The sequence below is a fragment of the Blautia sp. AF19-1 genome (genome assembly GCF_003479155.1).
GTDB classification, from domain to species: domain Bacteria; phylum Bacillota; class Clostridia; order Lachnospirales; family Lachnospiraceae; genus Fusicatenibacter; species Fusicatenibacter saccharivorans.
In genome coordinates this window covers 326-18,493 of record NZ_QUGQ01000028.1, presented here as the reverse complement: position 1 = coordinate 18,493, position 18,168 = coordinate 326, and the positions used below count along the sequence as shown (strand labels likewise).

The window sequence follows — 18,168 nt, the reverse complement described above, 5'->3', positions numbered from 1 at the left end:
GAAAGAATGCAGACAAAACTTGTTCTTCTCGGAACCGGCACACCAAATGCGTGTCCGAATGCCAACGGACCTTCCTCCGCTGTCGTGGTCGGTGACCGTGCTTATCTGGTAGATTTTGGCCCTGGCGTTGTCCGCCAGGCCTCAGCCGCCTATTTTAACGGCGTAGATGCCCTGCGGCCGGATCTTCTGACCGTTGCCTTCTGTACGCACCTTCACACAGACCATACCGCAGGATACCCGGATCTGATTTTTACTCCGTGGGTGCTGGAGCGCCCGGTTCCATTGAAAGTTTTCGGGCCAAAGGGCTTACAGCACATGACCGATCATATCTTACAGGCCTATGAAACCGACATTGATTTCCGAATTCACGGTTTCGAAAAAGCAAACGAATCCGGCTACCGCGTTGAGGTAACAGAAATTGAATCCGGCATTGTCTACCGGGATGACCTGGTTACGGTGGAGGCTTTTCCGGTCAGCCACGGAACACTGGAATGCTACGGCTATAAATTCACCACACCGGACCGCACAATCGTCATCACCGGCGATACCGCTCCGCTGGATCTCGTGGCAGAAAAATCGAAAGGCTGTGATATCCTGCTGCACGAAGTGGAATACGCCGCCGGAATCTCCTGCCGCGAACCAAAATGGCAGAAATACCACCGGGAAGTGCATACGTTAAGCACGGATCTTGCCGGTGTTGCAAAAAAGGCAAATCCGAAACTGCTCGTTACGTATCACCGGATTTACCATATGAATGTACAGGATAACCACAAAAACCTTGCCGCCGAGATGGCATGGCGCGATGCCGCGATTCTGGATGAAATCCGGGATGCAGGGTATGACGGATATGTCGTGAACGGAAAAGACCTGGATGTATTTTAAAATACGGGGCAGCGTACCAATTCTGGTTTACGAATTGGTACGCTGCCCCGTTCGTTTTGGGATGAGCCCGGAGACGCTTTCTATTTTCATTTACCCGACTGGCAGATTCTACCATACTCTGCGTTATTTCAGAACTGTTTTTTCTTTGACATTAACCTCCTCAGAACGTATAATCATAGTATTACAACTCTGGCAAAACAGCAGGATTTTCTGCTGTTTGTCGTTACAGGAACCTGATCCGCAGACGGCTTGCACAGTCTGCCTTTCGTTTGCGTTCCAGAAAGGATGTTTTATATGGCAGCTACTACTACGAAACCCGTAAAAAGCGCCGGTAAAATTCCCGGCAGTACCTTGAAAATCATTGCGATGGTCTGTATGCTGATCGACCACACTGCAGCTGTACTTTTCGACCGAATCCTGATTTCCCGCGGTCTTCTGAATGCGGTGAACGCTTCGGACGGAGGCGCATCATTTCTCTCTACCGGAAACACAGCTGTGATTTATTATGCGGATATGATTATGCGCGCAATCGGAAGGATCAGTTTTCCGATTTTCTGTTTTCTGTTGATTGAAGGGTTCATGCATACGCATGATGTGAAAAAGTATGCGCTGAATCTTGGGATTTTTGCACTGGTTTCGGAGATCCCGTTCGATCTGGCATTTGCAGGAAAACCGTTTTATCTGAATTATCAGAATGTATTTTTCACTTTATTTATCGGCCTTGTGATGATGATTTTTCTGCAGAAAATCGATTCAAAAGCGCAAAAAGATGCCGGTGCATGGCAGAGGGCGAACTGGAAGGTTTCGGTTGGCAAGCTGCTGGTGATTGTGGCAGCCTGTGCAGTGGCCACGCTGTTGAAGACAGATTACAGTGCAATGGGAATTCTGACGATTGTGCTGATGTATAATATGAGAAAGAATAAAATGTACTGTATCGGAATCGGGTGTGCGGTGCTTACGCTGTTGAGTCTGAATGAAATCACCTGTTTTCTGGCTATGATTCCGGTGCATTTTTATAACGGAAAACGGGGATTGAATCTGAAGTATCCGTTTTATGCGTTTTATCCGGTGCATCTGCTGGTGCTGTTTGCGATTGCGGCGGTACTGGGGATGGCGGGGGTTGCGGTTGTTTAAAAAACGGACACCCGGAAGTGCACCTGCGCCGCCCCAGGACACAGTCCCAGACGACACAGACGCACTTCCGGGCTGACATTGAGGCGGGAGGTGGAGAGGTCTGGATTTGCTGCGCAAATCGGCGTGAGATTCTACTTAATATACTTCTTAACTTCCAACGGATACCCCAAAAGCTCTTCGCTGCGAATCACTTCAAAATTCTCCGGTTGAAAATCTTTGCGTAACGTCACAGTGTTCAGGCAATGATATCCCAATCTATGATAGAGTTTCATCGCTCCAAAATTTCGCGCAGCTACCTCAAGATAGACAGATTCAGAATACTTTTTTATCTCGGCTTCAACCAGCGCAATCGCATGACTTCCGTATCCGTTTCCCTGGTATTCCGGAAGTACGAAAAGATCTTCGATCCAGTCAACTTCCGCCCCGCGGCTTCCGAGATGCACAAATCCAATGGGGATCTCTTCTTTTAAGATAAAATAAAACACATGCCCTTTGTCTGTCCAGGCAGCAAGATTCTCCGCGGCCTCTTCGTCGGTTATAACATAATCACCATGAGCCAGCCAAAAGCCTCGAATCAGCTCTTTTGCAAGTTGTGCTTCGTTTTCATATTTCTGTAAAGCTATAATTTCATTCATTTTTTCATCTCCCTTGTTTTTTTAACCGAATCAAGTAAGTCCCCACCCACTGCTTATTACTTTTCGCAATGGAAGCAGGGGACTTGTTTGATTCGGTTAAACTATGATATACTCAAATCATCATGATACCAGGCTCAAAAAGCTAATGCAAGCTCGCTTGCAAGAGGATTTTTGAACTCTTGACCTGTCAAAAACATGACGAGGAGTGCAATGATATGAAAAAAGCGACAAATTTGATATCCTTTCTGATTTTAATGATGGTACTGGTCGGCTGTAGCAAAGAAACGGTCCATATCGACTTTCCTTTTGAAGTTGGAGATGTTGAAAATGTCGAAATGTACCACTATGCGGGAGCACCGGTATCAGCAGAAAAGAAAATAGTCGTTGCAAAAACTGATATAACAGACTTGTATCATATGTTTGAAAACTTATCATTGACAGACAAACAAGTCGAGGAAATCACAGGCGCAGATGTGACCAGTTTTCGATTTAACCTTTCGGATGGGACAAACTACGAACTGGTTTATGTCTGCAATGGAGTCAAGAATGGAAAGCTGAAATCTTCCACGGGCAATTTTGAATACTTCACAAATTCAGATATCGGCTCATATTGGTCGAATATGGATCTTGAATCAGTTTCGGTGAAAGAAAGTGAATTGCCGAAGTGGCATAACTGATTCAGCCTCGAAGGACTCCCTGTCATAAGCGCTGGGGTGTTTTTATATATGATTCATCTCGTTTCCGTTTCTCATAAATCGCTTCCATCCATTCCAGCACATCCTCTTTGTTCTGCTGAAACGGTTCGCTGTGACTTAGGAAAAAATGCGGCGCACGCACGTTTTTCAGAACTCGGATTTCTGCCAGCAGGCGCTCGGCATTATAAACGGTCTGTCCGTTTTTCTGCGTCGCATATGCCGCATCCCCGAGAAAGCACCACGTCTCATCCACTTCCAATGCAAGCGATCCTTTGGCATGACTCGATGGAATCGGAAATAAATGTAACCACACGTCACCGTCCTGAAACCACGTATCTTCTTCTATCACAGTTCCTGTTTTTGTATAACGAAACGTATTTTTCCCCTGGTAAACCGCTTCGCACGAAATCTCCGACAGATTCCCGATATGGTCGGGATGAAAATGGGATAAAATCACCCGAATTTCTTTTCCTGTCTGTTCTGACTTTTTCTGCAGAATTTCTGAAACCGCAGGATGATTTCCCACGTCATATACCCAGAAAAATGCATCACCCTCGATGATCACAACATTTGCCGAAAGTGGATGTTCTGTCGGTGTAAGATAGGAAATGTGATCGTTGATTGTCTGGATGTGCGGAATCTGTATCGGCTCTTTTCTTTCTTCTTTCATCAAATCAACACCTCTTTTCCTTCGAACACAAAACACAATGACCGACAGATTTAAGAAATCTCTTTCGTTCTCTGCCGGTCATGATATTAATGAAAATTAGTAGCTATCTTATTTTAGAAGCTGAACACCGCCACACCATACGCCGGAAGTGCATATGCAATCCGATATGGCTGGCCATCGCATTCTCCCTCTTTGGCACGGTAGGCTACCTGGCGTTTTTCGGTCGGGCCGCCGTATTTCATATCGGAGCTGTCGAGTATCAGGCGGTACTGTTTTTTGCGCGGTACGCCACACATATAATCCGGACGCTCGACCGGTGTGAAATTGCAGACGAACAACAGGTTGTTTTTTCCTGTCGGTGACCAGCGGACGAAGCTGTAAATGCTGCGGTCGCCGTCGTTGGCATTGATCCACTGGAAGCCTTCGTAGCCGCAGTCGTTCGCGTAGAGTGCCGGGTACTTGCGGTACATTTTCAGCAGGTCACTAAAGAAGGTCTGCAGATGCTGATGCCCCTCATCTGCCAGCAGGAACCAGTCGATCTCGCGTTCCTCGCTCCACTCGCGGAGCTGTCCGAAATCCTGTCCCATGAACAGAAGTTTTTTGCCCGGGTGCCCGAACATGAAAGCATAGCCTACCATCAGGTTCTGGAATTTTTCCTCCAGATCGCCCGGCATTTTATTGATCATCGAGCATTTCAAGTGGACAACCTCATCGTGCGAGAGCACCAGAATGTAGTTCTCGGAAAATGCATAGGTCATGCCGAAGGTCATCTTGTTATGGTTGTATTTGCGGAAGTATGGATCGAGCTTCATGTAATCGAGGAAGTCATGCATCCATCCCATGTTCCATTTGTAGGAGAAATGCAGGCCGCCGTCCTCTACGCTTCCCGTTACCTTCGGCCACGTTGTGGACTCCTCGGCAATCATGATGACACCTTTGTTTCGTCCGCGCACCAGGGTATTCAGGTGTTTGAAGAACTCGACGGCTTCGAGATTTTCATTTCCGCCGTTCTTGTTCGGCACCCACTGGCCCGGCTCTTTTCCGTAGTCGAGATACAGCATCGAAGCAACAGCATCGACACGGAGACCGTCTACGTGGTACTCTTCTACCCAATAAAGCGCATTTGCCAGCATAAAGTTTTTCACTTCATTTTTGCCGTAATCAAAGATCTTCGTTCCCCACTCCGGGTGCTCGCCCTTTCTCGGGTCGGCGTACTCATACAGCGGCTGACCATCAAAATCAACAAGGCCGTGCGCATCTTTCGGGAAGTGTGCCGGTACCCAGTCCAGAATAACACCGATTTTATTTTTATGCAGATAATCAACAAGATATTTAAACTCTTTCGGTGTTCCGTAGCGGGAGGTCGGTGCGTAATAGCCCGTTACCTGATAGCCCCAGGAACCGTCAAACGGATGCTCTGCAATTCCCATCAGCTCTACGTGGGTATAGCCCATTTTTTTTACGTAATCGGCAAGCGAATGTGCGAACTGAACGTAATTGTAAAATCCGTCCGGGTTGGATTCGGACCACGGATGTTTCATCCAGGAGCCCGGGTGCACTTCGTAGATGGAGAGCGCGGATTTCTGAACGTCAAATTTTTTGCGGTTCGTCAGCCATTCGCTGTCACCCCAGCGGTAGCCTTCGATTTCCGCTACTTTTGACGCGGTACCCGGCCGTTTTTCGGATGCAAATGCGTATGGATCTGCTTTGTACAGTTCTCTTCCGTCCGGTGTGCGGATGTAATATTTATACATCATTCCCTCGGTCACGCCCGGAACGAACACTTCATAAACGCCGTCCTCGCCGACTTTCCGCATCACATTGGCATGGGCATCCCAGCCGTTGAATTCGCCGATGACAGATACTTCCGCCGCATGCGGAGCCCATACGGTGAACCAGGCTCCTACTTTGCCGTCTTTTTTGTCCAGGTGCGCACCCATTTTCCGGAAAATATCGTAATGGGTTGCCTGGCCAAATAAGTACTGATCCAGTTCAGAAAATCTTGGCTGATAGCCCGCCGGTTTTTTTGGCGCTTTTCTGGTTTTCGCTGTTGTTTTTGCCGTTGTTTTCGCAGTTTCCTTCATAGAAAAAATCCCCTTTATGCTTCTTTTTCAATCAGAACACAGCCGCACGGAGGTACTTCAACAAAAAGTTTTCCATTTTCCGGAGAAATGGCTTCTCCGGTTACCGCGTTTTTCCATGTTCCGTCGCAAGATGCAGGAATCCAGACTCCCGCACTCTGGTTTTCATCATTATTTACTGCTGTGATCAGAGCGTCTGTCTCATCCAGGCGCGCAAAGGCATACTGGCGGTTGGTCAGCATGAGTTCGCGGTATCTTCCCGTTCGTGCTGCAGGATGTTTTTTTCTGACGTCTGATAATGTTTTGATCCATGCCGGAAGTTTTTCTGCCGGCGGATTTTTCTCCAGTTCTTCCAGATTCAGCGCCGGACGCAGCGGATCGTCGTTTCCGCCTTCTTTTCTTCCCTCGATGCCGAATTCCGATCCGTAATAGATGGACGGGATGCCCGGCAGGAAGTACAGCAGCGCATAAATTGGAATCATGTTTTCTTTTACGTTCAGCTTGCTGGCCAGACGGTCTACGTCGTGATTGTCAACGAAGCTGTACAGTTTCTTTCCTTTGTAAATGCCGCCGTTTTCGTCAAATTCGCGGCGGATCGTATGTGCAATTTCGAAGTAGTTATGATCGTTATGTCCCGAATAAAGTCCTTTGTGAAGCTCGTAGTTTGTGACACTGTGCAGCAGATGCTGGCCGTCTCCGATGTAGCGCGCATAGTCGCCGTGGATGACTTCGCCCATCAGCCAGAAGTCCTGTTTTTTGGCGGATGTGCGTGCGCGCATCTGCTCCATGAAGCCGAAATCCAGGCAGTCGGCGCAGTCGAGACGGATGCCGTCGATGTCGAATTCGTCGATCCAGAAGTCGATGACATCAAGGAGATAGTCGCGGACCTGCTGGTTCTGGAGATTCAGGTTGACGAGTTCGAAGCAGTTTCTCCATGCTTCGTAGGAGAATCCGTCGTTATAGCAGGTGTTTCCGCCGAACCAGATTCCTTTGTACCATCCGCAGTACGGGGACTGTTCTCTTTTTTCCTGAATGTCGCGGAAGGCAAAGAATTCGCGGCCGGTGTGGTTGAAGACACCGTCTACGACGACTTTGATGCCGAGTTCGTGGGCTTTTTTTACGTATGCGGCAAAGTCCGCGTTGTCGCCTAAGCGGCGGTCTACCTGTTTGTAATCTTTTGTGTCGTATCCATGTGTGGTTGATTCAAACAAGGGGCCGATATAGATTGCGGTACAACCGAGATCTGCGATGTGCGGAAGCCACTGTTCCAGTGTGGAAAAGCGGTGTACGGTTTCTTCCGATTCATTTTTTCTCGGCGCGCCGGTCAGTCCGATCGGATAGATGTGATAAAATTCTGCCTCTTCATACCATGGTGCCATTTTGTTTGTCCTCCTTGTTTTTGGGTTATGAGTAAATTCCATACATGAACTGGTGTACCAGACGGTAGACTTCTTCGTCCCGGACGACGAGGTTGGAAAGATCGGATTGATCTCCTGCTGTCATCATCAGGTAGTGCATCAGGATTCCGGAGAAGCCTACGGCGAATTGTTCCTGACGGCCGTTCATGTTGCCGAGTTCGGCGCTGGCGTTGTCGAAGACGTCGACGCACAGGTGATAGAACCGGTCAATCATGGGGTATACGGTGCGGAAGCCTTCGCTTTTTCTTCCGGAATAGAACAGTGCCATCATCAGCATATGGAATTTCGGGTCTTCGGAGGCTCCGTTGAAGAAGGCACGCGCGATGCGGTACAGTTTTTCGGGGATGTTTTTCCCGGTTTCGGAGGCTTCGATGAGTTTTTGTTCCATGGGCTGAAAGTGCTCGTTTAGCAGGGCTTCGAGGAGGCCTTGTTTGCTGCCGAAGTAATAGTACAGGGTTGGTTTGGATACTCCGGCGGAGTCTACGATCTGCTGAACACCGACGGCGTCGTACCCGCTTTCGTAGAAGAGGGTCAGAGCTGAGTTCATGATTAGCTGACGATTGTCCATTTTGAATCCTCTTTGTTGCGGAAGGGACGCTCTCTGGAGTTCGCCTGGCCGCGGTGTGTTTGGGTGGTTGTTTGTTACGTGTGAGTTGGCATTTGTTTTGGTTTAAAATGCTTTTGTTGATTTTGTATTTAAGAAGTCTGCTTTTGTGTGTGATGGTCGAATTGCGTGAGTTTTTGGCAATTTTGACGAATTTTGTTGGATTTTGCAGGTTTCTTATGTGTGTTTCTGTTATCATTATACCAATCGGTATATAAAAAGTCAATGCGAAATATATAATGGATGAAAATAGATGCATAGAAAAAGAACCGGCGGGGAAATCTTTAGTTTAGTTCTCAGATTTCTCTGTCGGTTCTTTTCTTATTTTCCGATACTGTTTTTATACGAACTGAACCTCACATGACTAAAGTCACGTGCTTCAGACCGCTTTAGGCGGCAGACAAAATATCGGCGGATACGCCTGTTTCTTAGATCTTGCGCGGATACGCGCTTCTTCCATGCCGGATACGGCAGGTCTCCACATAACAGGTAGTCCACGGTATATCCGCCTGTGTTTATGCTGCTTTTCGCAGTTCCATTTCTGAAATTAAGTCTCTCAAATCCGCATAAACACATGAGGTTCTACTCTTTACTGCAGGAACTTTTGCCTCCAGCAAAGACCTTTCCGTTGCCGGTAAGGGTTTTAAAATTTCACGGATAAAATATCTTGCTCCAATATTGTACGATGCAGATAATCCTCCTTCTGCATTTTTTTGCATTTTCTCTTTTTGTTCTCCAATTGCTGTTTTCCTTCAGATGCCGTATAATGGAAACAGCATTTTTCAAATTCAAATTAAGGAGAACATAAACTGATGATACGATTTAATAATGACTACAATCACGGTGCGCACCCGGAGATTCTGGAGGCGCTGGGGGCTATTAATGGGAACAGTTATGGTGGATATGGGGAGGATGAATGGTGTGAGAAGGCTGCGGAGCTGATTCGGGAGAAGATTCATTGTGCGGATGCGGCGGTTCATTTTTTTCCGGGGGCGACGCAGGCGAATTTTATTGTGACGGCGGCAGCGCTTTCGCCGGTGCAGAGTGTGATTGCGGCGGATACCGGACATATTAACTGCCATGAGGCGGCTTCGATTGAAAATACCGGGCATAAGATTCTGGAGCTGCCGAATACGGATGGTAAAATTTCGGCGGAACAGATTGCAGCGTGTGCGGCGGCTTATTATGAAGGCGGTGAGCCGGAGTATCTGACGGAGCCGAAGATGGTATATCTTTCATTTCCGACTGAGCAGGGAACGCTGTATTCGCTGCAGGAGCTGACGAAGATTCACGAGGTCTGCCGGAAGTATGATATGTATCTGTTTGTGGACGGGGCACGGCTTGGATACGGGCTTGGATCAGAGAAGAATGATGTTTCTCTCGAGGATCTCGCTGCTCTCACAGATGTTTTCTATTTCGGCGGAACGAAATGCGGTGCGCTGTTTGGTGAGGCCGTTGTGCTTACAGCTGACTCGCTGAAAAAGCGGTTCAAAGCCTACATGAAACAGAACGGCGCTGTCCTCGCAAAGGGATGGCTGCTCGGACTGCAGTTCCACTGCCTGCTGGGGCATGATCTTTATTTCACTGCGACACGCCGCGCCGATGAACTTGCCATGAAACTCCGCAAAGCATTTGCGGCGCAGGGGATTCCATTCTGGGTGGAGAGTTTTACGAATCAGCAGTTTGTGATTCTCACCGATGCGCAGAAGGAAACTCTGGAAAAACGCTATATTTTCGAGCCAATGGGGAAATCCGCGGACGGCGGAAATATTGCGCGGTTCTGCACCAGCTGGGCAACGACGGAAGAGGAAGTGCAGACACTGATTGATGACCTCAAAGCTTTATAATTTTTGTCCAAAACGGCATTCTGCAAACACCGGCGATCTCTAAATCTGCTTTGCAAATTCAAAGAAAAAGCTGTACCGGTGTGCCACGAAAATGCAGATTTTTCCTTGTTTTACTCCGAGAAAGGAATCTTTATGTCTCATAAAATTGGTATTACCGCCTGCTCCAACCCCATGCATCCTTCCTTTTCCGCCGATCTGGCGCGTCTCTGTCAGATTCTGCGGAAGCTGGGCTTCGATCCTGTTTTAAGCCCCTGCCTCTTCGACAACGGTTCCGGCTTTTCCGGCACGGGCGCGGAGCGGGCGGATGCATTGATGAACCTTTACTGTGACCCAGAAATCACGGATATTTTTGATGTTTCCGGCGGCGATATGGCGAATGAAGTTCTGCCGTATCTGGATTTTTCTGTCATCGCCGCCTCCGGCAAGCGCTTCTGGGGATACAGTGATCTCACAACGATTGTCAATGCTGTCACGACTGCGACTGGAAATGAGTCGATGCTGTATCAGGTTCGAAATCTGCTGTACGACCACAGCGCCGAACAGATCACTCTGTTCCAAAACGCTTTTTCCGGGCAGTCTCCCAGCCTCTTCGACCTCCCTTGCACATTTCTGCAGGGCGATCACATGGAAGGTGTGATGATCGGCGGAAATATCCGCTGTTTTCTGAAGCTCGCCGGAACGGATTTTCAGCCGGATTTCCGCGGAAAAATCCTGCTCCTCGAAGCCATGGGCGGCGGCGTTCCGCAGATGGTTACGTTTCTGTCCCAGCTGAAAATGATGCATGCCTTTGAACAGATCAATGGTATTCTCCTCGGAACATTTTCCCAGATGGAACGCGACCAGCTGACGCCGGATATGCCGCAGCTTGTCCGCCAGGCGGCCGGACCGGATCTCCCGATTGCAAGGACTCCGTATATCGGCCACGGCACGGATGCACATGCCGCCGTGATCGGCAAATTTTATCAGATTTCTTCTGACTGATATACATCCGCGTAGCGCACGCCGAACTCCTCTGCGTCTGCATGGCGTTCCATATAGATATCAATGTGGCCGTACGGCGTGCCGCGGTCCTCGACCGTGTAAATTTTTCCGCCGATATTCAGCTTCGTTCCAAACGGCAGAACGCCGGTTGCAATGGTCCGGCCCTGCACCGGCATTTTTCCGGATGCGGTCGGGCCGCCCGCCCAGCGGCCACAGCAGACGGCGCAGTTGCAGTAAGCGGTCAGTTTAAAATTGCCGAGATATTTTCCCGAAGCGCTTTCCAACCGATCACCTGCGGTACTGTTTTCTGCACTTGTATTCTGCACATTTTCTGCTCCCGCCTTCTGTTTTCCACCATTCCCGTTTTCTGTTGTCTGGTTATCCACAGAGTTTCCTTCTTTTCTCCCATTATCCACATCTCCCGTTTCTATTTTGCTCTCACGTATTTCCTCCGAAATCACCCGCACAGCAAATTCTGTCGATTTCTCATAGTTAAAATCTGAAATCAGAATCCCCGTCGCCTCGCTTCCAGCGTGGATTACTTTTCCATCACCGAGATAAATCATGACATGGTAAATAAACCCGCTCTCCCGCTGGTAAAACAGCAGATCACCAGGCTTTGCCTCCTGCACCGGAATGCGTGTTCCAGCTTTCGCCTGCTGGCGTGAGGTTCTCGGAAGGGTATACCCGAAATTAGCAAAAATCTGCTGGGCAAAGCCGGAACAGTCGCAGCCGTTTGTAAGACTCGTCCCGCCCCAGACGTACGGATTTCCCAGGAATTTTTTCGCGTACTGCAGGACCTCGCCGCGCGCTTCGTCAGAAGAAAGAAGTGTTCTCGTCGTTGCATATGTATAGGTGTACGCCTTATTATTCCATGGCTTCACCCACATTTCCGCCATGGGAAAACTTTCCTCCTGCCAACGGTTTACCTCTTTTTCAGCCTCTTCTCCGCGCAGGAGATACCGCGCGCAGACAAATCCACGGACATCGCCGGATTCCACATAAACCCAGTCAGAATCCGCATCCGCTAAAATATAACAGAGGCTTCCCTTCGGCAGGATTCCGACGATTTTCTGATTTGTGCCTTTTCCTTCGCGCACGTGAAGCCAGGAATTTACATCGGCGATAGCATATGTTTTTTCAACCGTATGAAACAGCCACGGCATACGGGAAATCGTGACTTTTTCAGCTTCTGCCGCCTGCCACTCACTGTAGCTTTCCCGCGTGCGCTCAGCTTCCTGCTCTGCCGAAAAGACGGGTTCAGCCTCGGCGGCTGGCGGTTCCGCAGACTGTGATAAATCAGAATCCGAAGAGACTTCTGCCGTCTTGTCCCCACCAGCTGCATCATCACTTCCTGCAGATCCGTTTTCTTCCTCCGGCGGTTCCATCTGCTCCCCATCTCCGCCGCCGATTTCTTCCTGCCCCGGCCATGGATCGTTGGAAATATCTTCCCCTTCGCCCGGCCACGATCCATCCATTTCACTGTTTCCCGGTGTTTCCGGCATGTCTCCCTGATCTCCCGGTTCTGGATTTTCCGGCTCCTCTGGCTCTGTCTCTCCTGCCTCTCCCGGTTCTGCATTTTCCGGCCCCTCTGGCTCTGTCTCGCCCGTTTTTCCCGGTTCCGTCATTCCTGCATTCTCTCCGCCGTCAGGCTCCTGCGGTTCCGGTTCCTCCGGGACTGTCTCATCTTCTTTTCCCTCGGATCCACTTTCCTCTTCCATCTCATCATTCTGCGTACCTTCCGATTCTGTCACCTCTTCCGCTTCCGCAGGTGCCTCCTCCGCCGCATCTTCCTCCACGCAAAAAGAAGCAGCCCCAACGGCTGCTTCCCCTGCAATCTCAATTCCAATCTGTCCCGGATCGGCCGTTTCCTCTTCTGCTGCATAAACGGCTGTCGGGTTTCCCAGTGTCACTGCGAGCGCACCGATCATCGCGGCGCGCACCAGCTCGGCGCATTTGTCGCCCATCATTGTTTTATCAACCATTTTCGCTTTCTCCTATTCAATTTGTCCGGCCAGACGGAATTGATCCGAACAAATAAAACAGAAGAAACACCTCTGGTATCGCTTCCTATTCCTCTGCTCGAAACAGTCTGACCGCATTTTTCTCTGTTGTCTCAATGACTTCTTCTTCCGAAATTCCCTTGAGTTCTGCGATCTCCTGCACCACGTACGGCAGATACAGAGAAGAATTTCGTTTTCCCCGGTACGGAACCGGTGCCAGATACGGACTGTCTGTTTCCAGCAGAATGCGCTCCATCGGAGCCATCTGAACCACTTCTTTGATCTTCTTCGCATTTTTGAACGTCACCACGCCGCCAATGCCAAGATAAAATCCCATTTTCAGGTATTCCTCTGCCATCTCCACAGAGTAGGAAAAACAATGAATGACGCCGCCGATCTCCTCCGATTTTTCCTCTTTCATGACGCGGAGCGTATCGGCCGCCGCCTCCCTGCTGTGAATAATCATCGGAAGTTTTTCTTCCCGAGCAAGCGCAATCTGACGGCGGAACCAGTATTCCTGCTTCTCGTGATTCTCCTTGTCCCAGTAATAGTCAAGGCCAATCTCACCGACCGCGACCGCCTTTTCCATGCGGCAGAGTTCCCGCATCCGCGCCATCACGTCCTCGTTCAGATCGCCCACCTCATCCGGGTGAAGGCCGAACGCGCCGTAGATGAACGGATATGCTTCCATCAGTTTTCTTGTATTTTCCAGTGATTCCAGATTTGCCGAGACATTGATGATACGCCCGATCCCGTTTTCCTGCATCGAGGAAAGCAGCTCTGCGCGGTCTTCATCAAATTTCTCATCGTCATAATGTGCATGTGTTTCAAATATCATATCCGAATTTCTCCTTAAAAAAACGAAACAGAAACGGAAGAAAGCTCTGCATAGCCTTCCCCTGTTTCCGTTTCCACGTTTATCTATCCTGTCGTTCGTTGTTTTCGTAAAAGTAAAGTGCGCCGCTGCGCCTGTGCTTATTATAACGCATTCATTTTTCCCGCGTCAACCAGGAAACGAAAAAATATGCCGGATTCCGATAAGATCACCGCCGTGCCGCAATCTCGTCCAGCAGGCAGCCAGCCACTTCGTCTTTTCCCATCAGCGGAAGCTCCTTGATGCCGTCCTTCGTGATCAGCGTCACCACATTCGTCGCCACACCGAAGCCGGCACCCTCTGTCTTCAAATTGTTTGCCGCGATCATGTCCAGATGCTTCTTCTCCAGCTTCGCACGCGAGTTTTCCACCATGTTCTCGGTTTCCATCGAGAAGCCGCACACAAACAACCCCGGATGACGGTTCTTTTCCACCCATCCCAGAATATCGTCGGTGCGCTCCAGCGGAATGCTCATGTCACCGTCCTTCTTTTTGATTTTCTGATCCGCCACCGTCACAGGCCGGTAATCAGCAACCGCGGCCGCCTTAATCAGAATATCCGTCTCCGGCAATGTCTCCCGCACCGCCTCCAGCATGTCCTTCGCCGTCGTCACCGGTCGCATCGCAACGCCTGGAACCGGGGCTAATGAAACCGGGCCGGAAATCAGCGTTACCTGCGCGCCGCGGAGCATCGCCTCCCGCGCAATCGCGTATCCCATGCGGCCGCTGCTATGGTTCGTCAGATACCGCACCGGATCGAGGGATTCCTGCGTCGGGCCTGCAGTCACGGTGACACGCACACCAGCGAGCGTCTTTTCGCGGGCAAGCTCCATCGCGATATAATCGAGCAGCACCTCCGGGTCCGGCAGTTTTCCTTTTCCGACGTCCTTGCACGCCAGCATTCCCACGGTCGGCTCGATGATGCCGAAGCCGTATTTTTTCAGCGTCGCCAGATTATCCTGCATAATCGGATTTTCCAGCATCGCCGTATTCATCGCCGGAGCGACCAGCTTTTTGCACTTCGCTGCGAGCACCACCGTTGTCAGCATATCATCTGCAATGCCGTGTGCCATTTTTGCAATCACATTGGCGGTAGCCGGGGCAATCATAATCAGATCCGCCGCTTTTGCCAGCGTAATATGCGTCACCTCATATTTAAAATCACGCGCAAACGTATCGACCACGCAGCGGTTGTTGGTCAGCGTCTCGAACGTCAGCGGGGTGATGAACTGCGTCGCGTTTTCGGTCATGATGACATGCACGTCTGCTCCGGCTTTCCGAAGACCGCTCGCCACATTTGCCATTTTATAGGCGGCAATTCCGCCTGTCACACCAAGTACAACACATTTTCCGTGAAGATTTTCCATTGTAACTCCGTTCTGCTGCCTCGAAGCAACTTTTTTCCTATGATAGTTTTAAGTATAGCAGACAGAAAAACAGATTACAACCAATCCTGTTTGCCATTGATGCAAAAAGGCTTTATAATAAAAGGACAAAAGAGCTCTACTTTTAAAATAATCGCGAGGTATTTTTATGATTTTAGCCATTGATATCGGGAACACAACCGTTACGCTCGGCGGCGTCCGGACCGCACCGCAGCAAGCGTATTCCCTCGAATTCACAGCCCGGATTGACATCAACCACACCTGGTCTGCCAGCCAGTATGAATCTGCGATCGAGCAGCTTTTTGAAGACAAGAATCTTTCCCCGTCCGACTTTCGGGGCGTCATCATTTCCAGCGTTGTTCCGTCGGTTCTGACGCTTCTGCAGGAATGTGTCCGTAATCTGTTCGGCACAGAACCGCTGCTCGTCACATCCGAAAGTGATCTCGGCATGACATTTTCCATCCCGGAACCGGAAAAAGTAGGCCGCGACCGCCTCGTTGATGCAGCCTGGGCCGCCGCACATTATCCGCTGCCGGTCATCACCGTGGATCTTGGAACAGCGACGACCTTCAATGTCATCCGGGAAAACAGCGTCTTCTGCGGCGGCGCCATCGCACCGGGACTCGATATGGGACTTGGCGCCCTCTCCGAGCGGACCGCCCAGCTCCCGCGGCTCGACCTCCAGATCCCGAAACGCATCATTGGCAGAAACACCGAAGAATGCATTCTCTCCGGCACCATCGTCGGCATGGCCGCGATGCTCGACGGAATGGTCCAGCGCATCGAAGCCGAACTCGGCTCCCCCGCCACCCTCATCCTCACCGGCGGCGCGGCACGCTTCGTCGAACCGCTCGTTTTACATCCTCATATCTATGACCCGAACCTTCTGCTGAAAGGGCTGGCGTTCCTGTGTGAGCGGAATTGTGCAAATTAAAATCGTACTTCCAAATATTCATCAGACTTTTTCATTCTGCATGACGTTAAAAAGCGTGTCTGTTCTCCAGGCACGCTTTTCTCTATTTTTCTATGGAATCGCAACCCTTCTTTGTGTTGCCTCTCCGCTTTTCAGTTTTTCCTGATTCTCCTCTTTCAGTTTTAAAATACACGGGCGAATGCTTTCATCATACGTTTCTGTTGTCTGAAGTACATGACCATTGTATACAATCACATCATCGGAATACAGAAATACAAGCGCCATCTGATTCATCTCATGATCGTAGATCAGAACATACCAGTTATAATCATACAAAATCCTCTCTGTCATGTTGAATACCTGTTTTGGCTTCTGGCAGGAAATTTTTTCTCCGTAAATGGTCGAGAGAATTTCGTCCATCTCCTCCGGATGATCCTCGCGCGTGATCGCAAAGGACATTCCGGCTCCGGTGTCTTCCGGGATATAAAGATAAATCATCTCGGCTTTGTCCGTATCAAAGGTTTCGATTTCCTGCAGCAGTTCCTGATCCGATTTTTCTGAGATGAAATCTGCTGCCGTCAGGAAAACATCTGTCGTACCCCGCTCAGGACCAATGGGATTTTCTTTCTGTGTATACACCGCCGTCATTCTTTTTACCAGACATCCTGCAATCACGCAAAGGATCACTCCAGCTAACACAGTGATTTTTCTCTTTTTCATACGTTTCAAGGAAATCACCTCTCTTCCAAAACAGACATTCCGGGAACCTTCCAAAAGTTGAATTTTCTCTTTTCAGTATATCATGAATTTTTCCGGGACACACTCTTTTCCCTCTCCCTATGCACGGAAAAACTCCCAGCACTGCCGGGAGTTTATGACTTTCTTATTTCATAGTAACTATTCAGAACCCCATCTCGATTCCGCTTGCGCTGCATCTCGATGTTGCTTCTCGCCATATGAAATTCCAGAAAACCGTTCATTCATGCAAGCATGATTCACGATTTTCTTTCATTTCGCATGGCTCTGAATAGTTACATTTCATATTACTTTTTCACCTGCTCATATACCAGTCCCGGATAAGCTTCGAGGCTGACACCGTTTTTTTCAAACATTGGAAATGCTTCTGCGCCGGATGCGCATACGGCGGTTGCCATGCTTGTCTGTTCAGTGTAGCTCTCCCAGTTGTCGGCAGTAAGGCCAGGCTGGTATGCTTCCCAGGCAGTTTCGTATTCGGTGCTCTTATCGGAAGGAATCGCATCTTTCAGGCTCTCGCCGGACCAGACGGCAAGCTGATCTGCTTTTTTGTAAGTATATTCCGGGAGCTGATCGTCGCCCAGCGACTGGTACAGCTCATAGCGGGTAATGGAGTCTTTGGAACTTCCGTAGGATTTTTCCATCTCTTTTTTCACGGTATCCATATCGGCATCATCCGGGTAGGTGATGTCTACTTCGCACAATACTGGTTTTCCCGTCGCTCCGGTCTGATCGAGGTTGATAAACTGAAACATGACTCTGGAAGTTTGCTCGCCGAAAACAGTGGCTTCTGTATCTACTGCGATCGCGGCTGCACTGTTAGTTTCGGAGAAAATTTCCACCTGGTCCCGATCCAGATTCCAGTCGGCAAGCACTTCATCCACCGTTTTCCCCCATCCGGTATCCGGCGGCGTAATTTCCTTGCTGCTCTCTTTCGCTCCCTGACATCCAGTCAGCAACAGAGCACACATTGCAAAAATACCTGCTAATTTTTTATTCATACACCTGCATCTCCTTTCCGCTTTGTTATTTTTTTTCACATACTTTTTTTGTTAGCCCTATACTACCATATATTCTTCTGAAAATCTATGACGTTTGGTGAAAATTTTCTTACATTTTTCTTATGCATTCGATTTAAATCAAAGAAAAAGCAACAACATCCCTTATAGAAATTCTCTACCGCTAGTGAACCTCACATGACTAAAGTCACGTGCTTCCGGCCGCTTTAGGCGGCAGACAAAATATCGGCGGATACGCCTGTTTCTTAGATCTTGCGCGGACACGCGCTTCTTCC

The 18,168-nt window shown here is 49.3% G+C and carries 17 protein-coding genes; 6 read left to right on the top strand and 11 right to left on the bottom strand.

Annotated elements, in window-relative coordinates; all coding sequences use genetic code 11:
* Positions 1-6 precede the first annotated feature (6 nt).
* Together DWX26_RS15295 and DWX26_RS15290 are read left to right on the top strand one after the other, a co-directional pair.
* Positions 7-882 carry an MBL fold metallo-hydrolase gene (locus DWX26_RS15295; protein ID WP_117510903.1) on the top strand — a complete coding sequence of 292 codons (876 nt, stop codon included), beginning with the start codon at positions 7-9 and terminating at the stop codon, positions 880-882.
* Positions 883-1,176: 294 nt separating this feature from the next.
* A complete protein-coding gene (locus DWX26_RS15290; RefSeq protein WP_118601735.1) occupies positions 1,177-2,016 on the top strand; it encodes a TraX family protein in 840 nt (279 codons plus the stop codon).
* A gap of 131 nt (positions 2,017-2,147) precedes the next feature.
* On the opposite strand, the gene DWX26_RS15285 is transcribed toward DWX26_RS15290, so the two are convergent.
* Positions 2,148-2,651, bottom strand: a complete 504-nt coding sequence (locus DWX26_RS15285) for a GNAT family N-acetyltransferase (RefSeq protein ID WP_117761329.1) — start codon at positions 2,649-2,651, stop codon at positions 2,148-2,150.
* Positions 2,652-2,866: 215 nt separating this feature from the next.
* On the opposite strand from DWX26_RS15285, the gene DWX26_RS15280 reads away from it, so the two are divergent.
* A complete protein-coding gene (locus tag DWX26_RS15280; protein ID WP_118601734.1) occupies positions 2,867-3,328 on the top strand; it encodes a hypothetical protein in 462 nt (153 codons plus the stop codon).
* A 22-nt stretch (positions 3,329-3,350) separates the two neighbouring features.
* On the opposite strand, the gene DWX26_RS15275 is transcribed toward DWX26_RS15280, so the two are convergent.
* The 5 genes from DWX26_RS15275 to DWX26_RS15255 form a co-directional block, all read right to left on the bottom strand.
* Positions 3,351-4,016: an MBL fold metallo-hydrolase gene (locus DWX26_RS15275; RefSeq protein WP_055225761.1), complete on the bottom strand. Its 666-nt coding sequence runs from the start codon at positions 4,014-4,016 to the stop codon at positions 3,351-3,353.
* Positions 4,017-4,129: 113 nt separating this feature from the next.
* Positions 4,130-6,100, bottom strand: coding sequence for a 1,4-alpha-glucan branching protein GlgB (glgB, locus tag DWX26_RS15270; RefSeq protein WP_118601733.1), 1,971 nt, complete (start codon positions 6,098-6,100; stop codon positions 4,130-4,132).
* A 14-nt stretch (positions 6,101-6,114) separates the two neighbouring features.
* Entirely contained in the window at positions 6,115-7,476 is a 1,362-nt protein-coding gene (locus DWX26_RS15265; RefSeq protein WP_118601732.1) for an alpha-amylase family glycosyl hydrolase, read from the bottom strand.
* A gap of 25 nt (positions 7,477-7,501) precedes the next feature.
* Positions 7,502-8,083: a TetR/AcrR family transcriptional regulator gene (locus DWX26_RS15260; protein ID WP_022461597.1), complete on the bottom strand. Its 582-nt coding sequence runs from the start codon at positions 8,081-8,083 to the stop codon at positions 7,502-7,504.
* 551 nt (positions 8,084-8,634) lie between these two features.
* Entirely contained in the window at positions 8,635-8,838 is a 204-nt protein-coding gene (locus DWX26_RS15255; protein ID WP_055220935.1) for a hypothetical protein, read from the bottom strand.
* Positions 8,839-8,931: 93 nt separating this feature from the next.
* Between DWX26_RS15255 and DWX26_RS15250 the strand changes: the two genes are divergently transcribed.
* Positions 8,932-9,966, top strand: a complete 1,035-nt coding sequence (locus tag DWX26_RS15250) for a threonine aldolase family protein (protein WP_055225768.1) — start codon at positions 8,932-8,934, stop codon at positions 9,964-9,966.
* A gap of 132 nt (positions 9,967-10,098) precedes the next feature.
* Complete coding sequence (locus DWX26_RS15245) at positions 10,099-10,947, top strand: LD-carboxypeptidase (RefSeq protein WP_118601731.1); 849 nt, start codon at positions 10,099-10,101, stop codon at positions 10,945-10,947.
* Here DWX26_RS15245 and DWX26_RS15240 read toward each other — a convergent pair.
* From DWX26_RS15240 to coaBC, 3 genes are all read right to left on the bottom strand, one after another.
* Positions 10,929-12,932: an NlpC/P60 family protein gene (locus DWX26_RS15240; RefSeq protein WP_118601730.1), complete on the bottom strand. Its 2,004-nt coding sequence runs from the start codon at positions 12,930-12,932 to the stop codon at positions 10,929-10,931. The two genes, DWX26_RS15245 and DWX26_RS15240, sit on opposite strands and share 19 nt — an antisense overlap.
* A gap of 85 nt (positions 12,933-13,017) precedes the next feature.
* Positions 13,018-13,788, bottom strand: coding sequence for a TatD family hydrolase (locus DWX26_RS15235; RefSeq protein ID WP_022461123.1), 771 nt, complete (start codon positions 13,786-13,788; stop codon positions 13,018-13,020).
* A 205-nt stretch (positions 13,789-13,993) separates the two neighbouring features.
* Positions 13,994-15,190: a bifunctional phosphopantothenoylcysteine decarboxylase/phosphopantothenate--cysteine ligase CoaBC gene (coaBC, locus tag DWX26_RS15230; protein WP_118601729.1), complete on the bottom strand. Its 1,197-nt coding sequence runs from the start codon at positions 15,188-15,190 to the stop codon at positions 13,994-13,996.
* A 166-nt stretch (positions 15,191-15,356) separates the two neighbouring features.
* On the opposite strand from coaBC, the gene DWX26_RS15225 reads away from it, so the two are divergent.
* A complete protein-coding gene (locus tag DWX26_RS15225) occupies positions 15,357-16,142 on the top strand; it encodes a type III pantothenate kinase (RefSeq protein ID WP_055220943.1) in 786 nt (261 codons plus the stop codon).
* Between the two features lie 90 nt (positions 16,143-16,232).
* On the opposite strand, the gene DWX26_RS15220 is transcribed toward DWX26_RS15225, so the two are convergent.
* Both DWX26_RS15220 and DWX26_RS15215 read right to left on the bottom strand, forming a co-directional pair.
* A complete protein-coding gene (locus DWX26_RS15220; protein ID WP_147326134.1) occupies positions 16,233-16,841 on the bottom strand; it encodes a hypothetical protein in 609 nt (202 codons plus the stop codon).
* Positions 16,842-17,164: 323 nt separating this feature from the next.
* The gene (locus DWX26_RS15215; protein WP_118595546.1) at positions 17,165-17,875 is read right to left on the bottom strand and encodes a hypothetical protein; all 711 of its coding nucleotides are present in this window, start codon (positions 17,873-17,875) and stop codon (positions 17,165-17,167) included.
* Between the last annotated feature and the right edge of the window lie 293 nt (positions 17,876-18,168).

Bases quoted from the DNA above. Each gene is read 5' to 3' on its own strand.
- DWX26_RS15265 (WP_118601732.1), bottom strand. From the start codon at position 7,476: ATGGCACCATGGTATGAAGAGGCAGAATTTTATCACATCTATCCGATC.
- coaBC (WP_118601729.1), bottom strand. From the start codon at position 15,190: ATGGAAAATCTTCACGGAAAATGTGTTGTACTTGGTGTGACAGGCGGA.
- DWX26_RS15280 (WP_118601734.1), top strand. From the start codon at position 2,867: ATGAAAAAAGCGACAAATTTGATATCCTTTCTGATTTTAATGATGGTA.
- DWX26_RS15250 (WP_055225768.1), top strand. From the start codon at position 8,932: ATGATACGATTTAATAATGACTACAATCACGGTGCGCACCCGGAGATT.
- DWX26_RS15245 (WP_118601731.1), top strand. From the start codon at position 10,099: ATGTCTCATAAAATTGGTATTACCGCCTGCTCCAACCCCATGCATCCT.
- DWX26_RS15255 (WP_055220935.1), bottom strand. From the start codon at position 8,838: ATGCAAAAAAATGCAGAAGGAGGATTATCTGCATCGTACAATATTGGA.
- glgB (WP_118601733.1), bottom strand. From the start codon at position 6,100: ATGAAGGAAACTGCGAAAACAACGGCAAAAACAACAGCGAAAACCAGA.
- DWX26_RS15215 (WP_118595546.1), bottom strand. From the start codon at position 17,875: ATGAATAAAAAATTAGCAGGTATTTTTGCAATGTGTGCTCTGTTGCTG.
- DWX26_RS15235 (WP_022461123.1), bottom strand. From the start codon at position 13,788: ATGATATTTGAAACACATGCACATTATGACGATGAGAAATTTGATGAA.
- DWX26_RS15225 (WP_055220943.1), top strand. From the start codon at position 15,357: ATGATTTTAGCCATTGATATCGGGAACACAACCGTTACGCTCGGCGGC.
- DWX26_RS15290 (WP_118601735.1), top strand. From the start codon at position 1,177: ATGGCAGCTACTACTACGAAACCCGTAAAAAGCGCCGGTAAAATTCCC.
- DWX26_RS15220 (WP_147326134.1), bottom strand. From the start codon at position 16,841: ATGAAAAAGAGAAAAATCACTGTGTTAGCTGGAGTGATCCTTTGCGTG.
- DWX26_RS15240 (WP_118601730.1), bottom strand. From the start codon at position 12,932: ATGGTTGATAAAACAATGATGGGCGACAAATGCGCCGAGCTGGTGCGC.
- DWX26_RS15275 (WP_055225761.1), bottom strand. From the start codon at position 4,016: ATGAAAGAAGAAAGAAAAGAGCCGATACAGATTCCGCACATCCAGACA.
- DWX26_RS15295 (WP_117510903.1), top strand. From the start codon at position 7: ATGCAGACAAAACTTGTTCTTCTCGGAACCGGCACACCAAATGCGTGT.
- DWX26_RS15260 (WP_022461597.1), bottom strand. From the start codon at position 8,083: ATGGACAATCGTCAGCTAATCATGAACTCAGCTCTGACCCTCTTCTAC.
- DWX26_RS15285 (WP_117761329.1), bottom strand. From the start codon at position 2,651: ATGAATGAAATTATAGCTTTACAGAAATATGAAAACGAAGCACAACTT.